This is a genomic window from Mesorhizobium sp. M0954, from assembly GCF_040319155.1.
In the GTDB taxonomy this organism is placed as follows: domain Bacteria; phylum Pseudomonadota; class Alphaproteobacteria; order Rhizobiales; family Rhizobiaceae; genus Mesorhizobium.
The window spans coordinates 101,896-122,515 of sequence record NZ_JAMYNR010000018.1; the positions used below are offsets into that span (position 1 = coordinate 101,896).

Annotated in this window: 22 protein-coding genes and 1 pseudogene; 11 read left to right on the forward strand and 12 right to left on the reverse strand. The window is 61.4% G+C overall.

All coding sequences use genetic code 11. The features are described from left to right. Positions 1 to 548 precede the first annotated feature (548 nt). From NKH93_RS23180 to NKH93_RS23195, 4 genes are all read right to left on the reverse strand, one after another. Positions 549 to 1,739, reverse strand: coding sequence for a tyrosine-type recombinase/integrase (locus tag NKH93_RS23180; protein WP_352541476.1), 1,191 nt, complete (start codon positions 1,737 to 1,739; stop codon positions 549 to 551). After that, positions 1,739 to 1,984: a helix-turn-helix domain-containing protein gene (locus tag NKH93_RS23185; protein ID WP_352541475.1), complete on the reverse strand. Its 246-nt coding sequence runs from the start codon at positions 1,982 to 1,984 to the stop codon at positions 1,739 to 1,741. Before NKH93_RS23185 ends, NKH93_RS23180 begins: the two co-directional genes overlap by 1 nt. A 64-nt stretch (positions 1,985 to 2,048) precedes the next feature. Then, entirely contained in the window at positions 2,049 to 2,297 is a 249-nt protein-coding gene (locus NKH93_RS23190; protein ID WP_352816193.1) for a helix-turn-helix transcriptional regulator, read from the reverse strand. A 523-nt stretch (positions 2,298 to 2,820) separates the two neighbouring features. Further along, positions 2,821 to 3,348: a DUF5996 family protein gene (locus NKH93_RS23195; protein WP_352920909.1), complete on the reverse strand. Its 528-nt coding sequence runs from the start codon at positions 3,346 to 3,348 to the stop codon at positions 2,821 to 2,823. 27 nt (positions 3,349 to 3,375) lie between these two features. On the opposite strand from NKH93_RS23195, the gene NKH93_RS23200 reads away from it, so the two are divergent. Beyond that, entirely contained in the window at positions 3,376 to 4,251 is an 876-nt protein-coding gene (locus tag NKH93_RS23200; protein ID WP_352449995.1) for a MurR/RpiR family transcriptional regulator, read from the forward strand. Between the two features lie 73 nt (positions 4,252 to 4,324). Here NKH93_RS23200 and NKH93_RS23205 read toward each other — a convergent pair whose 3' ends face one another. The 3 genes from NKH93_RS23205 to iolD all read right to left on the reverse strand — a co-directional run bounded on the left by NKH93_RS23205 (position 4,325) and on the right by iolD (position 8,016). Next, the gene (locus NKH93_RS23205; protein WP_352541473.1) at positions 4,325 to 5,140 is read right to left on the reverse strand and encodes an SDR family oxidoreductase; all 816 of its coding nucleotides are present in this window, start codon (positions 5,138 to 5,140) and stop codon (positions 4,325 to 4,327) included. Positions 5,141 to 5,143: 3 nt separating this feature from the next. Next, entirely contained in the window at positions 5,144 to 6,043 is a 900-nt protein-coding gene (iolE, locus tag NKH93_RS23210) for a myo-inosose-2 dehydratase (RefSeq protein ID WP_023676597.1), read from the reverse strand. A 125-nt stretch (positions 6,044 to 6,168) separates the two neighbouring features. Then, complete coding sequence (iolD, locus tag NKH93_RS23215; RefSeq protein WP_352541472.1) at positions 6,169 to 8,016, reverse strand: 3D-(3,5/4)-trihydroxycyclohexane-1,2-dione acylhydrolase (decyclizing); 1,848 nt, start codon at positions 8,014 to 8,016, stop codon at positions 6,169 to 6,171. Between the two features lie 107 nt (positions 8,017 to 8,123). Here iolD and iolG point away from each other — a divergent pair, with 107 nt between their 5' ends. The 10 genes and pseudogenes from iolG to NKH93_RS23265 all read left to right on the forward strand — a co-directional run. After that, on the forward strand, positions 8,124 to 9,131 hold the full coding sequence (iolG, locus tag NKH93_RS23220; protein ID WP_352972232.1) for an inositol 2-dehydrogenase: 1,008 nt from the start codon (positions 8,124 to 8,126) through the stop codon (positions 9,129 to 9,131). Between the two features lie 3 nt (positions 9,132 to 9,134). Continuing rightward, a complete protein-coding gene (locus NKH93_RS23225; protein WP_352541470.1) occupies positions 9,135 to 10,571 on the forward strand; it encodes an NAD-dependent succinate-semialdehyde dehydrogenase in 1,437 nt (478 codons plus the stop codon). A 10-nt stretch (positions 10,572 to 10,581) separates the two neighbouring features. Next, positions 10,582 to 11,397 carry an HpcH/HpaI aldolase family protein gene (locus tag NKH93_RS23230; protein WP_352920914.1) on the forward strand — a complete coding sequence of 272 codons (816 nt, stop codon included), beginning with the start codon at positions 10,582 to 10,584 and terminating at the stop codon, positions 11,395 to 11,397. Further along, positions 11,397 to 12,362 carry a hydroxyacid dehydrogenase gene (locus NKH93_RS23235; protein ID WP_352541468.1) on the forward strand — a complete coding sequence of 322 codons (966 nt, stop codon included), beginning with the start codon at positions 11,397 to 11,399 and terminating at the stop codon, positions 12,360 to 12,362. The genes NKH93_RS23230 and NKH93_RS23235 overlap by 1 nt, the downstream gene beginning before the upstream one ends. Beyond that, positions 12,352 to 13,476: a Gfo/Idh/MocA family protein gene (locus tag NKH93_RS23240; protein ID WP_352920917.1), complete on the forward strand. Its 1,125-nt coding sequence runs from the start codon at positions 12,352 to 12,354 to the stop codon at positions 13,474 to 13,476. Before NKH93_RS23235 ends, NKH93_RS23240 begins: the two co-directional genes overlap by 11 nt. Positions 13,477 to 13,613: 137 nt before the next feature. Beyond that, positions 13,614 to 14,354 carry an ATP-binding cassette domain-containing protein gene (locus NKH93_RS23245; RefSeq protein ID WP_352686825.1) on the forward strand — a complete coding sequence of 247 codons (741 nt, stop codon included), beginning with the start codon at positions 13,614 to 13,616 and terminating at the stop codon, positions 14,352 to 14,354. After that, entirely contained in the window at positions 14,347 to 15,447 is a 1,101-nt protein-coding gene (locus NKH93_RS23250) for an ABC transporter permease (protein ID WP_156937342.1), read from the forward strand. Before NKH93_RS23245 ends, NKH93_RS23250 begins: the two co-directional genes overlap by 8 nt. 58 nt (positions 15,448 to 15,505) lie before the next feature. Continuing rightward, complete coding sequence (locus NKH93_RS23255; protein WP_352541465.1) at positions 15,506 to 16,510, forward strand: substrate-binding domain-containing protein; 1,005 nt, start codon at positions 15,506 to 15,508, stop codon at positions 16,508 to 16,510. 210 nt (positions 16,511 to 16,720) lie between these two features. Next, positions 16,721 to 17,770 carry a Gfo/Idh/MocA family protein gene (locus NKH93_RS23260; RefSeq protein ID WP_352541464.1) on the forward strand — a complete coding sequence of 350 codons (1,050 nt, stop codon included), beginning with the start codon at positions 16,721 to 16,723 and terminating at the stop codon, positions 17,768 to 17,770. 312 nt (positions 17,771 to 18,082) lie between these two features. Beyond that, positions 18,083 to 18,570: pseudogene (locus tag NKH93_RS23265) on the forward strand (IS66 family transposase); the annotation flags it as partial. Between the two features lie 386 nt (positions 18,571 to 18,956). Here NKH93_RS23265 and NKH93_RS23270 read toward each other — a convergent pair. The 5 genes from NKH93_RS23270 to NKH93_RS23290 form a co-directional block, all read right to left on the reverse strand. Then, the gene (locus tag NKH93_RS23270) at positions 18,957 to 19,139 is read right to left on the reverse strand and encodes a hypothetical protein (protein WP_352541463.1); all 183 of its coding nucleotides are present in this window, start codon (positions 19,137 to 19,139) and stop codon (positions 18,957 to 18,959) included. Positions 19,140 to 19,216: 77 nt separating this feature from the next. Next, complete coding sequence (locus tag NKH93_RS23275) at positions 19,217 to 19,411, reverse strand: hypothetical protein (protein WP_352541462.1); 195 nt, start codon at positions 19,409 to 19,411, stop codon at positions 19,217 to 19,219. Positions 19,412 to 19,558: 147 nt separating this feature from the next. Further along, the gene (locus tag NKH93_RS23280; protein ID WP_352920922.1) at positions 19,559 to 19,744 is read right to left on the reverse strand and encodes a hypothetical protein; all 186 of its coding nucleotides are present in this window, start codon (positions 19,742 to 19,744) and stop codon (positions 19,559 to 19,561) included. A 47-nt stretch (positions 19,745 to 19,791) separates the two neighbouring features. Further along, entirely contained in the window at positions 19,792 to 20,001 is a 210-nt protein-coding gene (locus NKH93_RS23285; RefSeq protein WP_352920924.1) for a hypothetical protein, read from the reverse strand. A gap of 23 nt (positions 20,002 to 20,024) precedes the next feature. Beyond that, on the reverse strand, positions 20,025 to 20,620 hold a 596-nt coding region (locus NKH93_RS23290; RefSeq protein WP_352972236.1), incomplete at its 5' end, for a TCP-1/cpn60 chaperonin family protein.

Here is a 20,620-nt window from a genome sequence, read left to right on the forward strand (position 1 = left end):
GGTCGTTGGTGCTGGTAGCACTGAAGAACCGCTTTCGAGACGCAAATGCCGCACGAAAATGTCTCGAAAGGGTCACGCTAGAGACTTTTGTACCCCCTATTGCATGTCTGCTATCGCTTTCTGGGCGCGAGAAGGGGCCGGTTCTCTGACGGCCCCATAACAGGACATTGATGTCTTCGCGCTGAGCGTCAGCAGTTGGCTCTACCGCGACCTTTCTCAGGAAGGCTGCACACCGACGCGATCTTCCTTTCACCTTGCGCAAACCTCCCTTCCGAGTGAGGCGTTCAGTGCGTCGGCTTGGTGGACTGAGGCACTTCTGAGTGGGACAACAACATTGAAAAATATTGGAAAAGATTTGAATGCTCTGAAGTCCCACTGATCTCTTACCAATTGATTTTTATAGTTTTCTGAATACCCTCCGGGCCCACCAAGATCTTTGATTTTAGTGCGAAAAAGTGGCCTCGGCCCAAAACGTTTTGGGCCGATTATGGGCCCAACAAAAAAGGGCGGCCGATAAGCCGCCCTGCACCGGTCCGAATTGAAACCATTCACTTGATGACGCGAAGCGGTGTCCGCTGCTTTATGGCGTCGCGTTTCGCCTCCCGCTCGTTGATCGCGCGGGCGATATCGACGGCCATCCGCTTCTTGTTGGCTTCCCGTACGTACGCGTCCGTCACCGTCATGGAGGAATGTCCCATCGCTTCCATAATGGCGCGTGCCTGGATGTTGCATTCGGCGAGATACGTGCCGAAGGTACGCCGGAGCCCGTGCAGGGTGTAGCCCTCCGGAATGCCGGCCTGCTTGTTCCAATGTGCCATCATGCCGGTGAGGCTTTTTTCCGCAAACGGACGCCCATAGCCATTCCTCAATACCGGTCCACCTTTCGAACGGTCTAGCGGCTCCAGAGCCTGCGCCAGCTTGTCCACGACGGGGATAAACACTTCCCTGCCGCCGTGGCGGTTTCGGTTCTTTTTCTGCCGGAACTCGAAGGCCTCGATCAAAACCAGCGAGCCATCGAACAGTTCGATTTCCTCGCTGACCAGATCTTCCCATTCCAGTGTGGCGATATCGCCGCGTCTATTCCCGAGCCAGAAGCCGAGGGCATAGCAGGTGCGCGCCGCCGAGCCGACCGCATGGCGCGCCTCGAACTTTTCACGAATGGCCATCGGCCACCCGGGATTGGCCGTCGATTTGGGAATGCGAACGCGAATTGACAGCGAAGGATCGTCCTGCGGCTTGATCCACTTCTCAACGTCAATCGCCACCCAAAGGAGCTTTTTGATCGCTACCAGCAGGTGCTTTGCGACTGTCCGTCTGGTGCCAAAGACGCCTTCGATAATCGCACGCAGACGGTCGGCATCGAGATGCTCGATCGGCGTGTCGCGCCAGGTCAGCGGATAGGCGGGATCGACCTTCATCTCAAGGAAGCGTTCAATAAGCCGAGCATTCTTCTGCTGGGTCGCTTGGTCGAAGTCCAGCCATTCCATCGTCGTTTCAAGTCGGCGGGCAGCATGACCGAAAGTCTTTGGCAACGCCCGTCCAGGCAAGTCGATGATCACGGCCTTCTGACTCTGGCCTTGAGTTGCCCGTCCATAGGCGGCTTCGAACTCTGGATCACCCGGCCGGCCTGGAAGCCGAATTTCGGGCTTTCCCTTGCCGCGGTAACGATAGACGAGTTTACCGCCTTTTAGGCGCGACGAGACTCCGGGATATTTGTCATCCTTGAATGGCCGGCCCATTAAGCCCTCCTTCCAGCCTTCTGCTGTTCCAAGCGCCGGGGCACCTCGATCGTCGCCGGAGGCGAAGGGCCTTTGCTCTCCATGGCGACCCGAAGGAGCAACGGGTAAGGGAAGCCCCTGCCTTGCTCAATGCCTTCAAATGTGCGCTTGGGTATCCCAAGCACCTTGGCTGCGGCTTCGGCCGTGAATCCTGCCTTGGCGCGCCAAATTTTAACTTCTTGCGCAAGCTTTTCACGATCGTTCACGTCGCGTGTTCCGTACGAGCCCGCGACTTTATTACGCCAGCAGCGTATGCGCAAGCTGCCTATTCTATCTCCTTGCTTCCTTTTTGCTCCGCTCCAAAAGCTGTTGCAGACCGTTGTTTTTGTCGGGTAACGAGGTGAACGCGATGTCGAGCGCTACACGGTCCCAGACGGCCCGACTGTTGATGTGTTTAGGTCTCGGCATGCGCCCGTCAGCAACCATCTCTTCAAAAAGCGTCGATCCGACACCGACGTAGCGTGCGGCTTCGTCGCGAGAGAGTCCTCTCGGCGGATAGGAAATCGCGTCACTCTTCATAGACGCTGCCTCGGAGATATCGGCGCGCAAAAGCCGCAGCCGCGCGAAGCCAAAATAGGCAGTTGCTTCGGCAGCTTCGTGGCAAAGAAACAGGGCTATGTTGCCATGAGTGCAACCAGATCCGCATATCCATATCATCCCAACAGGGCGAGATCATCCTGCCATAATAGGATGTGGCTTTGTGCGGAAGCTGCCTCAATAGTTCGTTCGGCAAAAGCGAACAGCGACGTGTAAATCGGACAAATGATACTCACAGAATATTCCGCTGCAAATGTGGGGGGCCGAGTCGCTAGACCGCTACATCGCAAGACCCCCTATCGAGGAGGCGTTCTTTTGCTATCGTCGGCAAGCGGCCTGACAACAAATCGAGATCGAGCAACCACGAACTCGAAATTGCGAGTCGGGACGATGATGGACTGGACGGACTGATCCGGAAAAGATAATAAAAATCAAAGCTTAATGGGATTTAAGTTGGCGATGCAGTACCAAATGCAGTACCGCTGAAGCGCAGCCGATGATGTTTTCAGGGTCGTAGGACGGACTTGCCGTTGCGAACGTCGGCGCGACAGAGCACTTGCGGAGCCCGTGGTCGCAGAGGTTGCCCGAATGCACATTCGAGACCGGCTGAATCCCAGTCCGCGAGGTCTGCGGCGGCGCGATATGTGCTCTCCAAGAAGACTATGAGGCTTGCTTCCGGATCGGTAACTCTGCGGATCGCATAAGGCAGCAGGTATTCTCCAAGTCGTAGTGGGCGGCGTCGGCAAAGATCTTCGCCGCCGCGAAGCCTTTTGGTAGGGCGGTGGAGCGGTCGACTTTCCGGCCTTCTATTCCTAAGCCTGTCCGAAACCGCTGCTCCTCTGACGCGTCTCCTTCGCACGGACCCGTCGCAGCCCTCTTGGTGCGCGGACGCGCGATGCGCACTCTTCGGCGCTCCGATCCGTTTTTCTAGCGCGAAGCTGACCTGCGCAGTACGACCGGAAGTCACAACTTGTGGCCCCATGACAGAGTTGACAACTCTCTGCTGGTCAAAAACCTTCAAAGACGCCATCATGCAACAAGAATTGCAAGGATGTGCATCGTGGACGAGAAGGTCGAGGCTCCCAAGGACTATGAGGATCTCATCCGCGTGATACACGACCGGTATGATGGGATGAGCAAGTCGTACCAGAAGATTGCGTTGTATCTCACCCAAAATCCGAATGACGTCGCGGTGCGATCGGTGAACTCGATCGGGGAAGGCAGCGGCGTTCACGCGTCCAGCTTCGTCCGATTTGCCCAAGCATTGGGGTATGAGGGGTTCAAGGACCTGCAGAGCCTCTTCCAGAAACGATTGTCCACCGCGGCTCCTGGCTTCGAAGCCCGCGTCAAGGCGTTGGAGAAGGAACTGGGGGAGCGGACGGATCGCAGCGAGATGGGATTCATGCACGATCTGGTCGTCCGTGACATCGCGTCCCTGAAAGAGATGCTCACCGGTATTCAGCCCGAGGATCTGGCGGAAGCCGTTAGCCTGCTCGAGAAGGCCGACGTCGTCTATCTGATGGGACAACTTCGCTCGGCACCGGTCGTCGAACTCCTTCGCTATATACTGACCATGCTGGGTAAGCGCTGCGTGCTCCTGGATCCGGGCGGCGGACTGGCCACGCATATGGCCCGCGCGATGCGGAAGACGGACCTGCTGTTTGCGGTGTCGTTCCGCTTCTATGCGAACGAGGTCGTCAATGTTGTGGAAGAAGCCGCGGGGAGAGGTATACCCATCGTGGCGATCTCGGACAGCACGCTGTCTCCATTGGCCAAGAGCGCGCGCGTTCTCTTCGCCGTTCCGGAGCACGAATACACTTTCTCGCGCTCGCTGGCGGCTCCTATGTGTCTTGCCCAGGCTTTGACCGTGGCCTTGGCGGCCAGGCTTCAGAACAACGCAGTCAATCCCCGCATTCCAACGGTTACCGAGCGGTAGGGACTCCAAACCGCGAAACCTGTCGCAGCACCGGCGATCCTCCGGCCGTCGATTCTCAATCGGTGTCGGAAGGTTAAAACGCCATCGCCTTTTCAGGCACGGCCATGGGGCCGGATGCGGCACCAAGGACTGTCTGGTCGTAATCCACCACCGAACCTGTCATGAGCCCGGCATCGTCCGAAACAAGGAAGTTTACCGCCCGCGCGACCTCGCGGGGGTCGATCAGGCGCCCGAAGGGCAGGTTTGCGACCGCTTTCGCTTCCCAATTGGAATCGCCCGTCTCACTCGCCTGTAACTCCCGCTCATGGTCGGAGGCCATCCAGCCGACATCAAGCTGGTTGACGCGGATGCGGTTCTTCATCACGGAAAACGCCGTGTTGCGGGTCAGCGTCGCCAGCGCCGCCTTAGTGGCACAGTAAACGTTGATGAAAGGCTGGCCGGCATGTTCCGAGATCGAGCCGATGTTGCAGATGGCGCCTTCAATGCCGTCGCGGATCATGCGGCGGATGGCCTCCTGCATCAGGAAGTAGGGTCCGCGCACGTTGACGGCGAACAGGGCGTCGAAAAGTTCGGGCGAGGTATCGAGGATGGTGCCACGGTCCGTGCGGGCACCGGCGTTCACCAGCACATGTATCTTGCCATAAACGCGCTCGGCCTCCGCCATCACGCTTCGGCAATCTTCGACTTTGCCGAGATCGGCCTTGACAAAGTGGACAGGCACGCCGGTGTCGTGCGTGATCGCCTCGGCCGCGGCACGGCCCTTCGCCTCGTTGCGGCCGAGAGTGACAAGACCGGCAGCGCCGGCTTCCGCCAGCCGGCGCGCAATGGCCGCTCCCAACCCCTGCGTTGAACCCGTGACAACGCAGACCTTTCCATCCATGCGATTCATACTTCAGCTCTCCACAGTGTAGCCAGCCGCGGCCATGACGCGCCGCAATTCCTTATGCCCGATCTTCGCCATTTCGAGTGGCGGACTTTTGACGGGATCCTGCTCGGCTTCAACGACGAACCAGCCTTCGTAACCGTAGGAGGCCAGCCGCTTCACGATCGCCTCGAAGTCGAGCGAGCCGTCACCGGGTACGGTGAAGGCCCCCTTTACCACTGCGTCGAGAAAACTTTCCCGGCTGCGGTCGAGCCCGTCCACGACCGCTTGGCGGATGTCCTTGGTGTGTACATGCGAAATGCGGGCGTGGTGCTTGTCCACCACCCGCAGCACGTCGCCGCCGGCAAAGGCCATATGGCCGGCATCGTAGAGCAGGGGCAGACCCTCGCCGGAATGCTTCATCAGCAGATCGACGTCCTGTTCGCTTTCGATCGGCGCGGCCATGTGGTGGTGGTAGCAAATCGGCATGCCCTGACCCGCGCACCATTCGCCGAAAGTGGTGAGCTTACGGCCGTAGGCCTTGATCTGATCGTCGTCGAGACGCGGGCGCATAGCCAGCGGCGTTCCGCGGTCGCCCTGAATGGTGCGACCCGTCTCGCCATAGACGATGCAGGGCGCGTTGGTCGCCTTGAACAACTCCATCTGCGCGGCGATGCGGTCCTTCTCTTCATCGATATTGCCGACCAGCAAGCGGCCGGAGAACCAGCCGCCACAGACGCTCATGGCATGCTGCCTCAGGATGGGCTCAAGCACGGCCGCGTCCATCGGGAAGCGGCGGCCAGTCTCCATGCCGGTGAAGCCGGCCTCACGGGCCTGCCGCAGGCACTCCTCCAGCGAGACGTCGTCGCTCAGTTCGGGAAGGTCGTCGTTCCACCAGGCGATCGGCGCGATGCCAAGCTTGGCTCTCATCGTCATCTCCAATCATGATTTTCGAATGCTGCTGGCTGCCTGCGCAGCGACAAAAAACTGCCGGAACAATGCTCAGGGAGTTTTGCATCGTTCCGGCAGGGGACGCCCCCGCGCGCCCGAACGGTTCAGACACCCACGCGCTGCTTCTTGCGACCTTCGGTTTGCGCGGCATGCGCGTCGCGGACCTGCTGGCGCCCGCTGATCTCGGGCACGCCGACGTCCCACCATGCATCCCCGGGCGTCCAGCTGAAGGCGTCGGATACGATGGCAATGACGGTGGTTCGGTCGGTGGTCTTCGCCCATTCGATCGCTTGGCCGAGATCGGCAAGGCTTTCGACACGCCGCGCCAGCGCGCCCATGGCTTCCGCGTGCTTGGCGAAGTCGACCGAGAACGGCTCCTTGACCCGGCAGTCCTTGATAAGGTTATTGAAGGAGGCGCCGCCCTTGGCGTTCTGCAGCCGATTGATCACCGCATAGCCGCCATTGTCGCATACCACGAGAATCATCTTGTGGCCGGCGAGCACCGACGAATAGATGTCGGAGTTCATCATCATGTAGGTGCCGTCGCCGATCATGACGATCGGCGTGCGGGTAGGGTCGGCCATGGCCGCGCCCCAGCCGGCAGAGATTTCATAACCCATGCAGGAGAAGCCGAACTCGCAGTCGAAAGTGTTGGGTTCCTTCACCCGCCAGTTCTTCATCACCTCGCCGGGCAGTCCGCCGGCCGCGGTGATCAGCAGGTCACGCTCGCCCGCCTTGGCGTTCACCACGCCTACGACCTGCGCATAGGTCGGGACCGGCTCGTTGGTCGGCTTCTGGAAGCCGTCAAGCATCGTGTTCCACTTGGCGAACTCGATGCGACCCTTGTCTGTCCAGGCCCTCTCCGCTTTCCAGTCGCCGAGGGCACCTTCGAGTTCGCTCACCGTCTCCAGCGCGTCGCCGACGACGGCGAGCGCCCGGTGCTTGGTGGCATCCCAGCGTGCGGCATTGATCGAGACGAACTTTGCGTCGGCCGAGAAGGCGCTCCAGGATCCGGTGGTGAAGTCCATGAGCCGTGTGCCGACGGCGATGATCACGTCGGCTTCCGCCGCCAGCGCGTTGGCGGAGGTTGAGCCGACGATGCCGATCGGTCCGACATGCGCGGGGTGGTCGTGCGTAACCGTGCCTTTGCCGGCAATCGTCTCCGCGAGCGGGATCCCATGCCTTTTGGCGAAATCGCCAAGAACCTTCTCGGCACCCGAATAACGCACGCCACCACCCGAGATGATCAGCGGCCGCTTTGCGCCTTTGAGGAGGCGGGTCGCTTCGGCGAGCCGGCTGCGATCGGGCCGGGGGCGCGGCACCTCATTCACCGTCTGTTCGAAGAAGGCTTCGGGATAATCCCAGGCGATCTCCTGCACATCCTGCGGCAAAGCGATGAAGGCAGGCCCGCAATCGGCCGGATCAAGCAGCACCGCAACCGCCTGCGGCAACGACGAGATGATCTGCTCGGGATGGACGATGCGGTCCCAGTAGCGCGTGACCGCCTTAAAGGCGTCATTGACGTTGATGGTTGGGTCGCCGAAGTGCTCGACCTGCTGCATGACCGGATCGGGCCGGCGACTGACGAAGGTGTCGCCTGAGAGCATCAGCACCGGCAGCCGGTTCGAATGGGCGACACCCGCCGCCGTCACCATGTTCAGCGCACCCGGACCGATCGAGGTCGCCGCAACCATGATCTGGCGCCGGCGCTTCGCCTTTGCAAAGCCGATCGCTGCAAGCGCCATCGACTGCTCATTCTGGCCGCGCCAGGTCGGCAGCACGTGCTTCACCGCCTCGAGTGCTTCAGAAAGGCACGTCACGTTGCCGTGCCCGAAGATGGCGAAGACTCCCGGAAAAAGCGGAACTTTCTCGCCGTCGACGACCGTGAACTGGTTGCACAGATAGCGCACGAGCGCCTGTGCCATGGTCAGACGGACGGTGGCCCTGGTCATCTTTGTCTCCTCCCTAACGACGGTCTTTCCAAATCTATACGGAATGCCCATTGACAAATCAATATGTTTGCAACGATCATTGCAAAAATTCAAACCGGGAGGATTTCTTGCTCAGGATTACTGTGCTCGGCTGTGGTCGGATAGGTAGGATGCATGCGGCAAACATCGCCGCGCATCCCCGTGCGGAACTGGCCACCGTCTATGACATCGACGAATCGTCCGCGGAGGCTGTCGCGGCGCGGCACGGCGTTCGCGCTTCGGGATCCGCCGACGAGGTATTTGCCTCGGCAGATGTAGATGCGGTCCTTGTCGCGACGGTGACTGACACGCATGCCGACTACATCGAAAAGGCGGTGGCCGCTGGCAAACCCGTGCTCTGCGAGAAGCCGATCGATCTTAGTCTGGAAAGGGTGAACCGTTGCGCCGAAGCAATTTTGTCCAAGGGCGTGCCGGTCCAGATCGGCTTCAACCGACGTTTCGACCCCGGTCATCGTGCGGCGTGGAACGCCGTACGATCCGGCGAGATCGGCGACCTGCACCAGGTCATCATCACCTCGCGTGATCCTGGCATGCCGCCCCGTTCCTACTACGAGGTCGCGGGCGGGCTTTTTCGCGACATGACGATCCACGATTTCGACCTCGCCCGCTTCATGCTGGGAGAGGAGCCGGAGGAGGTGTTCGCCATAGGAGGCCGGCTGATCGACCCGGCGATGATGGAGGAACTAAACGACTACGACAGCGTCATGGTCGTGATGCGAACCAAAAGCGGCAAGCAGTGCCACATCAACAATTCCCGCACCTCAACCTATGGATACGACCAGCGCGTCGAGCTTCTGGGCAGCACCGGCATGGTGATCAGCGGCAACCGGAAGCCTCATGAGTTGCGCCGTTACTCGGCCGCGCGGGCCGAAGCCACCACGCCCTACCTCGACTTTTTCATCGAGCGATACCGCGAAGCGTTCGATGCCGAGATCGACGCCTTCGTTACCTGCGTCGAGAAGGCCGAGCGGCCGCTGGTCGGTTTCGAGGACGGGCGCCGCGCTCTGGTCTTGGCCGAAGCGGCGATGAAATCGGCGGTCGAAGGCCGCTCCGTGAAGGTCAGCGAGATCGGATAAGCCATGTACGCGAAATACGGATTGTTTATCGATGGTCGTTGGCGACCGGCGTTCGGAAATGCCACCTCCACGGTCCTGAGCCCGGTCACAGAAGAGTCACTTGGGAATGCGCCATCTGCCGCCTTCGTCGATACCGAGGAGGCTCTGGAAAGTGCGGTCCGCGGCTTCGCCGCCTGGAAAGTCAAAAGCGCCTTCGAGCGGGCTGACGCGCTTCACGCCATCGCCGACGAGATGATCCGCCGCAAGGACGAAGCGACGCGGATGATCTCGACCGAGACCGGCAAGCCAATCGCCCAGTCTGAGCGGGAATGGGGACTCTCGATCGACCAGTTCCGCTGGTATGCCGAAGAGGCGCGGCGCATCTATGGTCGAGTCATCGAAAGCCGCGTACCGGGCGGCCGGTTTGAGGTCCTGCGCGAACCGGTCGGGGTTGCGGCAGCGTTCACGGCCTGGAATTTTCCGGCTGCTCTGGTTGCCCGCAAGGTGGCGCCGGCGCTAGCTGCCGGCTGTTCGACTATCATCCGTCCGTCGAGCCAGACTCCCGGCGTGGCGATGGTGATGGTCGACTGCATGCGCGCCGGCAGGCTTCCTGCCGGCACGGTGAACCTCGTCATCGGCCTGACGGACACGACTTATGCGCCCATCATGGCTTCGCCTGCTGTCCGCAAGGTATCGCTGACCGGCTCCACTCGAGTCGGCCAGCAAATGATCCGCGATGCCGCCGACACGGTGAAGAAGGTGTCGATGGAGCTTGGCGGCAACGCGCCGCTGATCGTCTTCGACGATGCAGATCTAGACACTGCGCTCAACCTGTCGGTGCCAACCAAATACGCTAATGCCGGGCAGGTCTGCGTGACGCCTGATCGCTTCTTCGTCCACGAAAGCCTCCACGACTCTTTCGTCGAAGGCTTCGTCGAACGCGCAAGAGCATTGAAGCTGGGCGACGGCCTCGACCCCTCGGTTCAGATGGGACCGCTAATCAGCGACCGCCGGCTTGCGGAGATCGAAGCCATCGTCGACGACGCGGTGGGGGCCGGAGCAAAAGTAGCGACCGGAGCTGGTCGCGCCGCCTCGTTCAATGCGGGCCATTTCTATGAGCCCACCGCTCTCAGTGACGTTACCGACAACATGACGGTCTTTGCCCAAGAGAACTTCGGACCCATCGCGGCGATCGCCAGATTCAGCTCCGACGACGAGGTGCTCGCGCGAGCAAATGCTTCGCCGGTGGGGCTTTCGGCCTATGCGTTCACCCGCAGTCCAGACAGGGCCAGGCGAGTTGTCGCGGAGCTCAAGGCGGGCATGGTGGGCATCAACAGCTTCGCTCTTGCCGCGTCCGAGGCTCCGTTCGGCGGCACGAAATATTCCGGAATGGGTCGCGAAGGCGGCAGCGAAGGTATCGGTGACTACCTCGACACCAAGCTTGCGCAGATCGTGTTCTGAGGAGGCCGCCTTGATCAAGAACGAGCTCAAGCAGATCTGGGCCGAAGGGCGGCCCACGATCAATGGCTGGCTTTCGATCGGCAATCCATTCACCGCCGAGATCATGGCCGCGCAGGGCTATGACAGCGTGAGCATCGATGTCCAGCACGGCGCGCTCGACTATTCGATGCTGCTTCCGATGTTCCAGGCGATGCGTGCATCCAGGGTGGTGCCCATGGCGCGCGTGCCGTGGGTGGAGCCGGGCATCATCATGAAGGTGCTGGATGCCGGCGCCTATGGCGTGATCTGTCCCATGATCAACACGCCGGAACAGGCGGCTCAGCTCGTCAGCTACCTGCGCTATCCGCCGGCCGGCCAGCGCAGTTTTGGGCCGACGCGTGCCAACTTCTCGGCGGGTGCCAACTACGCGGCCGAGGCCAATGACGAGATCCTGGCTTTCGCCATGGTCGAGACCGCCGAGGCAATGCGCAATCTCGATGCGATCGCCGCAACGCCAGGGCTCGACGGCATCTATGTCGGTCCCGCAGACCTGACCTTCAGCCTGCACCAGGGGCGTCTCGCGCCGTCCTTCGATCGCGAGGAGCCTGACATGATCGCCGCTCTGCGGACGATCGTTACGGCCTGCAAGAGGAACGGCAAACGCGCCGCGCTCCATTGCGGCACGGCCGACTACGCCGCACGTGCCGTCGAATGGGGTTTCGAGATGACAACCATCTCGGGTGACTCCCGACTGCTTGCCTCCGCCGCGCAGGCAAGTGTCGCTCGCTTCCGCGAATTGACGGGTGCGAAAGCCGTCCCGGCCGAAGCCGGCAAGGGAGGCTATTGATGCCCCACGTCCTGGTCGCCGGAAAGCTTCATCCGAGCGGCATCGAACTTCTCGATGGGTCGCCCGGCGTCACCTACGACTATGTCGAAGATGTCTCCGAGCCAAGCTATGCACCTCTGATCGGCAAGGCCGATGGTCTCGTCATCCGCACCCAGCCCTTGTCGGCTCCGACCGTCGCACGCGCCGAGAGACTGAAGATCGTCTCGCGCCATGGCGTCGGCTACGACGCCGTGGATCTGCCTTCTCTCAACGAACGTGGTATCGCGCTGGCGATAGTCGGCGACGTGAATTCGGTGTCGGTGGCCGAGCACGCTATGATGCTGTTGCTGGCGGCAACCAAGCGGCTCATCCGCGCGGATCGTTCGGTCCGCGACAACGAATGGGGTTGGCGCAACCGGCTGGAGCCAAATGAACTCGCGGGCAAGCGACTGCTGATCCTCGGGTTCGGCCGGATCGGCCGCCACTTGGCGCGCATGGCGGCAACATTCGGCATGAACGTGCGCGCATATGATCCATTCCTTGCAAGGCAAGGCTGGCCGGAGGGGCCGGTCGCGTCGGTGAGCGACTTGCAAACGGGACTCGCCTGGGCCGATGCGATCTCCGTCAACGTACCCAAGGCCGAGCGCCCGGTGATCGGGCCAATGGAACTCTCGGCGATGAAGCCGACTGCCGTACTCATCAACACTGCGCGGGGCGGCGTGGTCGACGAGGCGGCGCTGATCGCGGCGCTGCGAGAGGGGCGCATCGCCGCAGCCGGTATCGACGTCTTCGACGATGAACCGCCTGCCGCGAACCATCCGCTCTTCGGCTTCGACCAAGTGATTCTGACGCCGCATATAGCCGGGCTCACCGCCGAATGCGGAGAACGCATGGCGATCTCGTCCGTGCGGAACGTGCTCGATTTTTTCGCCGGGCGGATTGACTCGGCGCTGGTGGTAAACGGAGCCGCGTTGAATGGCCGGTGAAAAACCTCAACTCAGAATCGGCCTGATCGGCACCGGCTTCATGGGCAAGACCCATGTGTTCGGCTTTGCTGCCGCACAACGTGTCTTCGATCTTCCCTACGAACTGGTGCTCCACACGGTTGCGGACAGAACCGATGACCTCGCCGCGCAGGCGGCGCAGGCCTTGGGGTTCGCGCGGGCGAGCGGGGACTGGAGGCGTCTGGTCGAGGACTCGGAGATCGATATGATCGATATCACGGCGCCGAACGCCTTCCACAAGGAGATGGCGCTCGCCGCCATTGCCGCCGGCAAGCACGTCTATTGCGAGAAGCCGCTGGCGCCCGTTGCGGCGGATGCCCGACGGATGGCCGAGGCGGCGGAAGCGGCCGGCGTCAGGACGCAGGTCGGGTTCAATTATCTCTGCAACCCGCTGCTCGCGCTGGCGCGGAAGATGATCCGCGCGGGCGAGTTGGGCGAGATCCGCAGCTATCGCGGCATTCACGCCGAGGATTACATGGCGGATGCGGAAAGCCCATTTACCTTCCGGCACGATCCTGTCGGCGGTGGCGCATTGGTGGATCTGGGCAGCCATGCTCTGGCCACGGCGGAGTTTCTGCTTGGCTCGGTGGAACGGGTCCTCGGCGATTCCGTCACCGTCATAGCGAGCCGTCAGGATGGCCGAGGCGGGCGCCGGACCATCGAGGTCGACGACATCGGTCGCGCATTTCTGCGTTTTGCCAATGGTGCATCCGGCAGCATCGAAGCGAGCTGGGTCGCCACCGGCCGCAAGATGCAGCACGATTTCGAGGTCTATGGCACCAAGGGGGCGCTCGTCTTCAGCCAGGAGCGCTTCAACGAGCTGCATTTCTACAGCACGGCCGATCCCGGCGGCCGGCGTGGCTTTCGGCGCATCGAGGCCGGTCCGGATCACGATCCCTATGGATTCTTCTGCGTCGCACCAGGCCATCAGCTCGGCTTCAACGATCTGAAGGCTATCGAGATTGCGCGGTTCGTCGATGCGATCGCCGGGAAGCGAGACGAGTCTTTCGGCTTCCGGGCCGGCCAACGCATCCAGGAACTCGTGGAGGCAATTCAGGGCTCGGCCCGGGAGAGCAAGTGGCTGCGAACAGACTGATGCGAGGGAGAGTTGGTCGCCGCCCCGCATGCGTCTGAAATAAACGTTGCATGTTTGTACATTTTGCAATATAGATTGCAGCCGGAGAGAGGTACGTCGGCTGAGTGCTCAAGTCGACGTCGCACAGGGAGGAGAATGTGTCTGTGCTGGACGTACGAAGCGTCTCGAAAAGCTTTGGTGCTATCCGCGCCTTGTCAGATGTTAGCTTCGCGGTTGCTGCCGGCGAGGTGGTTGGCCTGATGGGCGACAACGGTGCCGGGAAATCGACCATGGTGAAGCTGATTGCGGGGAACTTCCCACCCTCCGACGGCGAAATCGCGGTGGACGGCAAGGTCTGCCATTTCCACAAGCCGATCGAGGCACGGGGCGAAGGGATCGAGGTCGTCTATCAAGATCTGGCCTTGGCCGACAATCTGACGGCCGCCCAAAATGTCTTTCTCGGCCGCGAGATGAAGAAGGGGTTTTGGCCGCTCCGCGTGCTCGACAAGCAGACGATGATCAACCGCTCGGCAAAACTGTTCGCGGAGCTGAAGTCGGAGACGCGGCCGCGCGATCTGGTCAAAAAAATGTCAGGCGGCCAGCGGCAGGCGGTCGCCATTGCCCGCACCCGGCTATCCAACTCCAAGCTCGTGCTGATGGATGAGCCGACCGCGGCGATTTCCGTCCGCCAGGTAGCCGAGGTGCTGGAGCTGATCCGGCGGCTCAAATCGCAAAATGTGTCGGTAATGCTGATCAGCCACCGCATGCCCGATGTGTTCGCGGTCTGCGACCGCATCATCGTGCTGAGACGCGGCTCGAAAGTGGCCGACAAGGCGACGGAGAAGACATCGCCGGAGGAGATCACCGGCCTAATTACGGGAGCAATCCGTGATGCATAGCCAGAGCGACATGCTGAAGGAAGGCCATGCGTCCATCGGTGATGTGGTCGGCATAATAGAGCAGAGCGTTTTCCAGAAGATGATCGCCAGCCAGGCCTTCTGGGTCGCGATCGCGCTTTTCGTGTTGGTGGTCTTCATGACGTGGCTGGAGCCCAGCTTCGGCACGGTCGACAACGTTACCAACACCACCCGCAATTTTGCACCTATCGCCATCATGGGGCTGGGCATGACGGTGGTGCTGATCACCGGCGGCATCGATCTGTCGGTCGGCTCGGTGATGGGGCTGGTCGCGATCGTCGCCGGCCTGCTGCTCACTTGGCACCAGCCTTGGTATGTGGCGTTTGGCGCGGGTCTGCTCGCAGGCATCGCCTGCGGAGCCTTTAACGGTTTCTTCGTGGCCTATATCGGCATGCCGTCCTTCGTGGTGACGCTAGGCATGCTGTCGATCGCGCGCTCGCTGGCGGTCGTGCTGTCCGGCAACCAGATGCTTTACCAGTTCGGACCCGATGCGCCGATCGTCAAGGCCATCGGCCAGGCCAAATGGCCGAGGCACACGCCTGACGGCTGGGTGCCTCATTGGATCCCGGAACTGTCCTCGCAGTTCTGGGTGATGGTGATCCTCGCGCTCATCGTCGGCTCCGTCTTCATTTTCACCGCCTGGGCGCGCCACCTCTTCGCGATCGGCGGCAACGAGAACGCCTCGCGGATGACCGGCGTCCCCGTCGACTGGATCAAATTCCAGGCCTATGTCTTCTGCGCATTTACCGCATCGATCGCGTCCCTGCTGCTGCTCGGCTACAGCGGCTCGGCCATCAACGCGATGGGAACCGGCTACGAGTTGAGGGTGATCGCCGGCACCGTCATCGGGGGGGCCAGCCTGATGGGCGGCTACGGAACCGCGTTTGGCGCTGTGATCGGTTCGGCCTTCCTCGAGGTCATCCGCAACGCGCTGCTGATGGCCGGGATCGATTCGAACTGGCAGGGCGCCTTTGTCGGGGCTTTCATCATTCTTGCCGTGCTTCTCGGCATGCAGACCTCGGGCAAGTCGCTGCGGGCGACGCTGGAGGGTATGTTTACCTGGAAGCGCAAATAGAATCCGGCGGCCGCAAGCCGTCGGGGATAGTGGACGTCAAAACAAAGTGGAGGAACAGGTGAAAAAATACATTCTGACGGCGGCCGTGGCGTTTTCCGCGCTGATGGCAGGGCAGGCCTATGCCCAGCAGAAATACGTCTTCGCCCTTGTGCCGAAGAACATGAACAATCCTTTCTTCGACCAGGCTCGTGACGGCTGCAAGAAGGCCGAAGCCGAATCCAGCGGCGCGATCGAATGCATGTATATCGGCCCCGGCGAGCATGGCGGCGGCGAGGAGCAGGTGCAGATCGTGCAGGACCTGGTGGCCAAGAAGGTCGACGGCATCGCCGTCGCCCCGTCGAACGCCGCGGCAATGGCCGTCGCGCTTCAGGCCGCCAGGGAAGCGGGCATTCCCGTGCTTACCTGGGACTCGGATGTGCTACCGGAGAACAAGGACCTGCGTGTCGCCTATATCGGCACGCACAATTACGAAATTGGCGTCAACCTCGCCAAGATCGTGCAGACCATCAAGCCGAAAGGCGGTACCATCTGTATCCAGTCGGGCGGAGCTGCCGCGGCCAACCACAATGAGCGCATGAAGGGTATACGCGATACGCTGGCCGGCAAGGAGTCGGCTGCCTCGCCAGGTGATGCCCTGACCGGCCAGAACGGCTGGACGGAAGCACCGGGCTGCCCTCTCTATACCAACGACGACTTCCCTCTTTCGGTTCAGCAGTTCCAGGACTTCATGGCGAAGACGCCAAACCTCGACGCCTTCGTGCCGACAGGCGGCTTTCCGCAATTCATACCGGATGCCAATCGCGCTGCGGTCGAGCCGTACAAGGATAAGATCGCCAAGAAGGAGCTGGCTCTGGTCGTCGCCGACACGCTGCCGGTGCAGATGGACCAGATGAAGGAAGGCCTGTCGCTCGGCCAGGTCGGACAGCGGCCGTTCGAAATGGGCTACAAGACCATGCTGGCGCTGAAGGACATCAAGGACGGCAAGCCCGCGCCGGCCGACCCGACCTACACCGGTCTCGACGTCTGCACCCCCGAAACCGCCGACACCTGCATCGGAAAGTAGGCGGGGGGCGCAACTCTGCGGCGGGCGAGGGATGACTCTTGCCCGCCTTTGCCCCTGAGAGGCGACAACAGACCCATCGAGCGACTGGCTCAAATCGACCGCTGCCGTCAGGCCTCAGAGACGCTCCGCTGGCCACGGCGTGACCATTTTTAGACGAGTGCCGGGAGTGATCCCATTCGGGAGGAGCAATTGAGAAAGATACGATATGCCGTGGTGGGCGCGGGCTGGATCACACAGGAAGCCTTTATGCCCGGTGTGTCCCAGACCGGAAACTCGACAATCACGGCGATCGTCAGCGGCTCGGCCAAAAACGCCGCTAAGCTCGCCGAATTCTACGGCGTGGAACACGTCTTCAGCTATGAGCAGTACGACCAGATGCTCGCATCGGACGTCGCCGATGCAGTTTACGTGGCATTGCCGAACTCCATGCATGCCGACTATGCGATCCGAGCCCTGAGAGCCGGCAAGCACGCGCTCGTTGAGAAGCCGCTGGCCACGACCGAGGCGGAATGCGAGGCGATGATCGCCGCCGCCAATGAGAGCGGAGCGTACCTGATGACGGCGTATCGGCTGCACAACGAGCCCGGCACTGTCGAGGTGCTGGAGCGCATCCGCAGCGGTGAGATCGGCGATCCCCGCATCTTTGCCGCGGTCTTCTCCTTCGTAGCGTCGTCCGACAATCACCGCCTCAAGGCCGCCTATTGGGGCGGTCCCTTGCAGGACATCGGCGTCTATTGCCTGAATGCCGCGCGCCATATCTTTGCCACTGAGCCGATCGAGGCAGTCGCGGTAAGGAGTTTCGGCAGCGCCTCAGTCGGGGAGGTAGAGGAAAGCATTGCCGTGACGTTGCGCTTCCCCGAGGGCCGGCTTGCACAGTTCATTGCCAGCTTCGGCGCGGACAATTCGGATTTTTACCACGTGGCCGGAACGAAGGGGAGCGTAACAGCCGACCCTGGCTTCCGTTTCGAGACTGCCGTGCAAATGAAGCTTCGGCATGGCGACATCAGAACCGAAACGACGTTCCCGCAGACAGACCATTTCGCCGGACAGACCGCGTATTTCTCCGACTGCATCCTGAATGCACAACCGCCTGAAGCCGACGGTGGAGAAGGATTTGCCGACGTGCGCGCCCTGCTTGCCATTGAGCGCGCCGCCAGCACCGGTCAGCCTCAGAAGATAGACACGCCGGCACGGCAGGTTCATCCTACTGCGGATATGATCCGCATCTTGCCTACAACGGACCAGCGGCTGCTTCTCTGACGCGCTTTCGCCCGCGGAGCCGGCCAGGATTCATTGCGAGAAGCGTCTCACGAAACGGCATCGCGTACCGCGTTGTACCGTGCAACCGTTCATGCGGAGGCAGTCACGATCTTGTTTCCGAACGTGCTCGACGGGCTGCGCTGGGTGAAATTCATCCAGGCGGCCGCCGACTCGCACGAGGCCGGAAAAGCCCGGACAACAGGCTGGCTTGACTGAACGCATTGGAATAATACGGAGGTCAACTTGAGTATACGCGTTGGAATTATCGGCGTAGGGGTAATGGGTGCGGATCACGCGCGGATGCTCGCATCACCTCAAGCCCGGCTTGCCGCCCGACGGGAGCATTCCGCGCCCATCATCGCTGCCCTGAAACCATGGTTCGAAAAGCAGCTATCGATGATCTCCTCCGGCTCTGGCCTGGCCGAAGACATCCGGCATGGGCTCGGCCACTGGCAAGGCCTGACCCGCTTCCTGGACGATGGCCGCCTGGAACTCGACACCAACCCGGTCGAAAACGCGATCAGGCCAGTATGCCTGACCAGAAAAAAATGCCCTGTTTGCAGGTCACGAAGTCGGGGCCGAAAATTGGGCGCTGCTCGCCTCCATCGCCACCTGCAGGCTAAACGACGTCAACCCGGTCGCCTACCTCGCCGAAACCCTCGACGCCATCATCAAACGGCCATCCGCAGACCCAGATCGAGGAACTCATGCCCTGGCGATTCCGAAAAACGTCAAGCCCAAATCCACAGGCGATCCGCGAGGCGCTCACCCTAAGCTTTATCATTGACGGTCTGACTTGACGTCTGGCCCGAGGGCGGCCTTCGCTACTATTCCGAAACTTAAGGTTTCGCCCTACCGCGTAGTTGGGGTCGGCTGTCTTAAGAGGGCCGCTGCCCAAGGTGCCTACTTCTTAACGCATTGGCGGACTGGTGCGGCCGAGCAAACTTCGCCCACGCCGCAGTCCAGGTCGCGTGAACAAGGTTCCGGCATTTGCGGTGGCTCCAGCGTGACGAAGGGCGTCCTCGGCTCTTCCCCCGGTCTCGCCGTTCTCGGGAGGAAGGCGCCGGGATCACCGAGCGACTTCACATATCGATAGAATGACCGAATGTCGCTCTCCGGCATGACGCGAACGTTGTACCAAGGCATCGGGTGATGTCCGGGTTTTGCCCAAAGGGACATAGGGGCATCAAATCAGGCGGTTGCTTTCCGCAATTTGACGCGCCCGCCGCACCGTGCCGTCGGTGTCGGCGGACTTTCGTCTTGTTGCTTCGTCGCTTCTGATCGTCAGCCGCTTCGACAGGATTTTTCCAGTTTCGACGATTGGCTTGACCGGTATGGCCGGAGCGTCCGGAGTTTTCATGTACCTCATGCTTATTATCCTTTTAGGCAAAAATGAAAGAGAGCGCGGAGCGGCTGTCCGCCCCGGCACCTTGCACGGCGATAAAATTACGGTCGCACGATCCAGGCCAGCAACGCCGGATTAAAATCGGAGTTGCCGGTATAGTCGCGGATCAAAAGCGCGGCGTATGCCTGCCACTGATCCTCGGGGATCTGCTTTTCAATGACCGATGTTCTGAACGCGTCACGCAGGATATTGCAGTCAAAAGTCGAAATCACATCGGCCGATTGATCGTTGTCCATAATGCGGCTCCCATCGAGGGGGCGGGAGTACGATGGACGCTCTCAAGCGCCGGTGCCCATTGTTCTGTGGCCGGCGACAACGGACTGTACGCCCCGCACAGGTGCTTAGCGAATCATTCCGGCGAATTTGCTCGCCGGTGTGCTAGCTCAGCGGCCGGCCTGTTCCCGCCGCTTGGCGTCTTCATCGTTCAGCCGGCCGACCATCTCGTCCGCTTCGCCGGCATTGATGCCGACCATGATCTTGTGATCGGACTCGGCGGGCTGGCCGGTGAAAACGTCGAAAACGGTCCAGCTGTCCGGGCGTTCCATGCGAAACGCGTAGCGGTTTGCCATAGTCGCGTCCTATTCATTTTTGCCGGCACCAATTTGTGTCGATCGGTTCAGGCCTGCACAATGACAAAGACTGCCGCCAGGCCAACGACTGTCCACAGCACCACGCACACCTTCAAAGCCAGGCCCCCGTGCCGTGAGATGCCCTCCCGCATGCGGGGTACCCCGTTCTTCATTCTCCTGCCCGGCGTGGCCGCAACGCCGACCGGCGGCTTGACCCTAAGTCTGCCGAATACCGGAAGCAGCGTCGGCTCACGCACGGGCTTCTCCGGACGCCAAGGTCTCAGTATCCCATGCTGCCGCCGCCACCGCCGCCGCCACCACCAACTGCCGGTGCGGCATCCCGAGCCGGAATGTCGGTGATCATCGCTTCGGCGGTGATCAGAAGGGCGGCGATCGAGCCGGCGTCCTGCAGCGCGGTGCGCACCACCTTTGCCGGGTCGACGATGCCGGCCTTGATCATGTCGACATAGACCTCGTTCTGGGCATCGAAGCCCTGATTGTGATCCTTGCTGTCGGCGAGCTTGCCGACGACGATCGAACCTTCGACGCCGGAATTCTCGGCGATCTGCCGGATTGGCGCTTCAAGGGCCCTGAGCACGATCGAGATGCCTGCCGTCACATCGGCATTGGCTCCGGTCAGCCCCTTCAGCACAGCCTTGGCGCGCAGCAACGCGACGCCGCCGCCGGGAACGATGCCTTCTTCGACGGCCGCGCGCGTGGCGTTCAGCGCGTCGTCGATGCGGTCCTTCTTTTCCTTGACCTCGGATTCGGTGGCGCCGCCGACGCGGATGACGGCAACGCCGCCCGCCAGCTTGGCGAGACGTTCCTGCAGCTTCTCCTTGTCATAGTCGGACGTGGTTTCCTCGATCTGCCCCT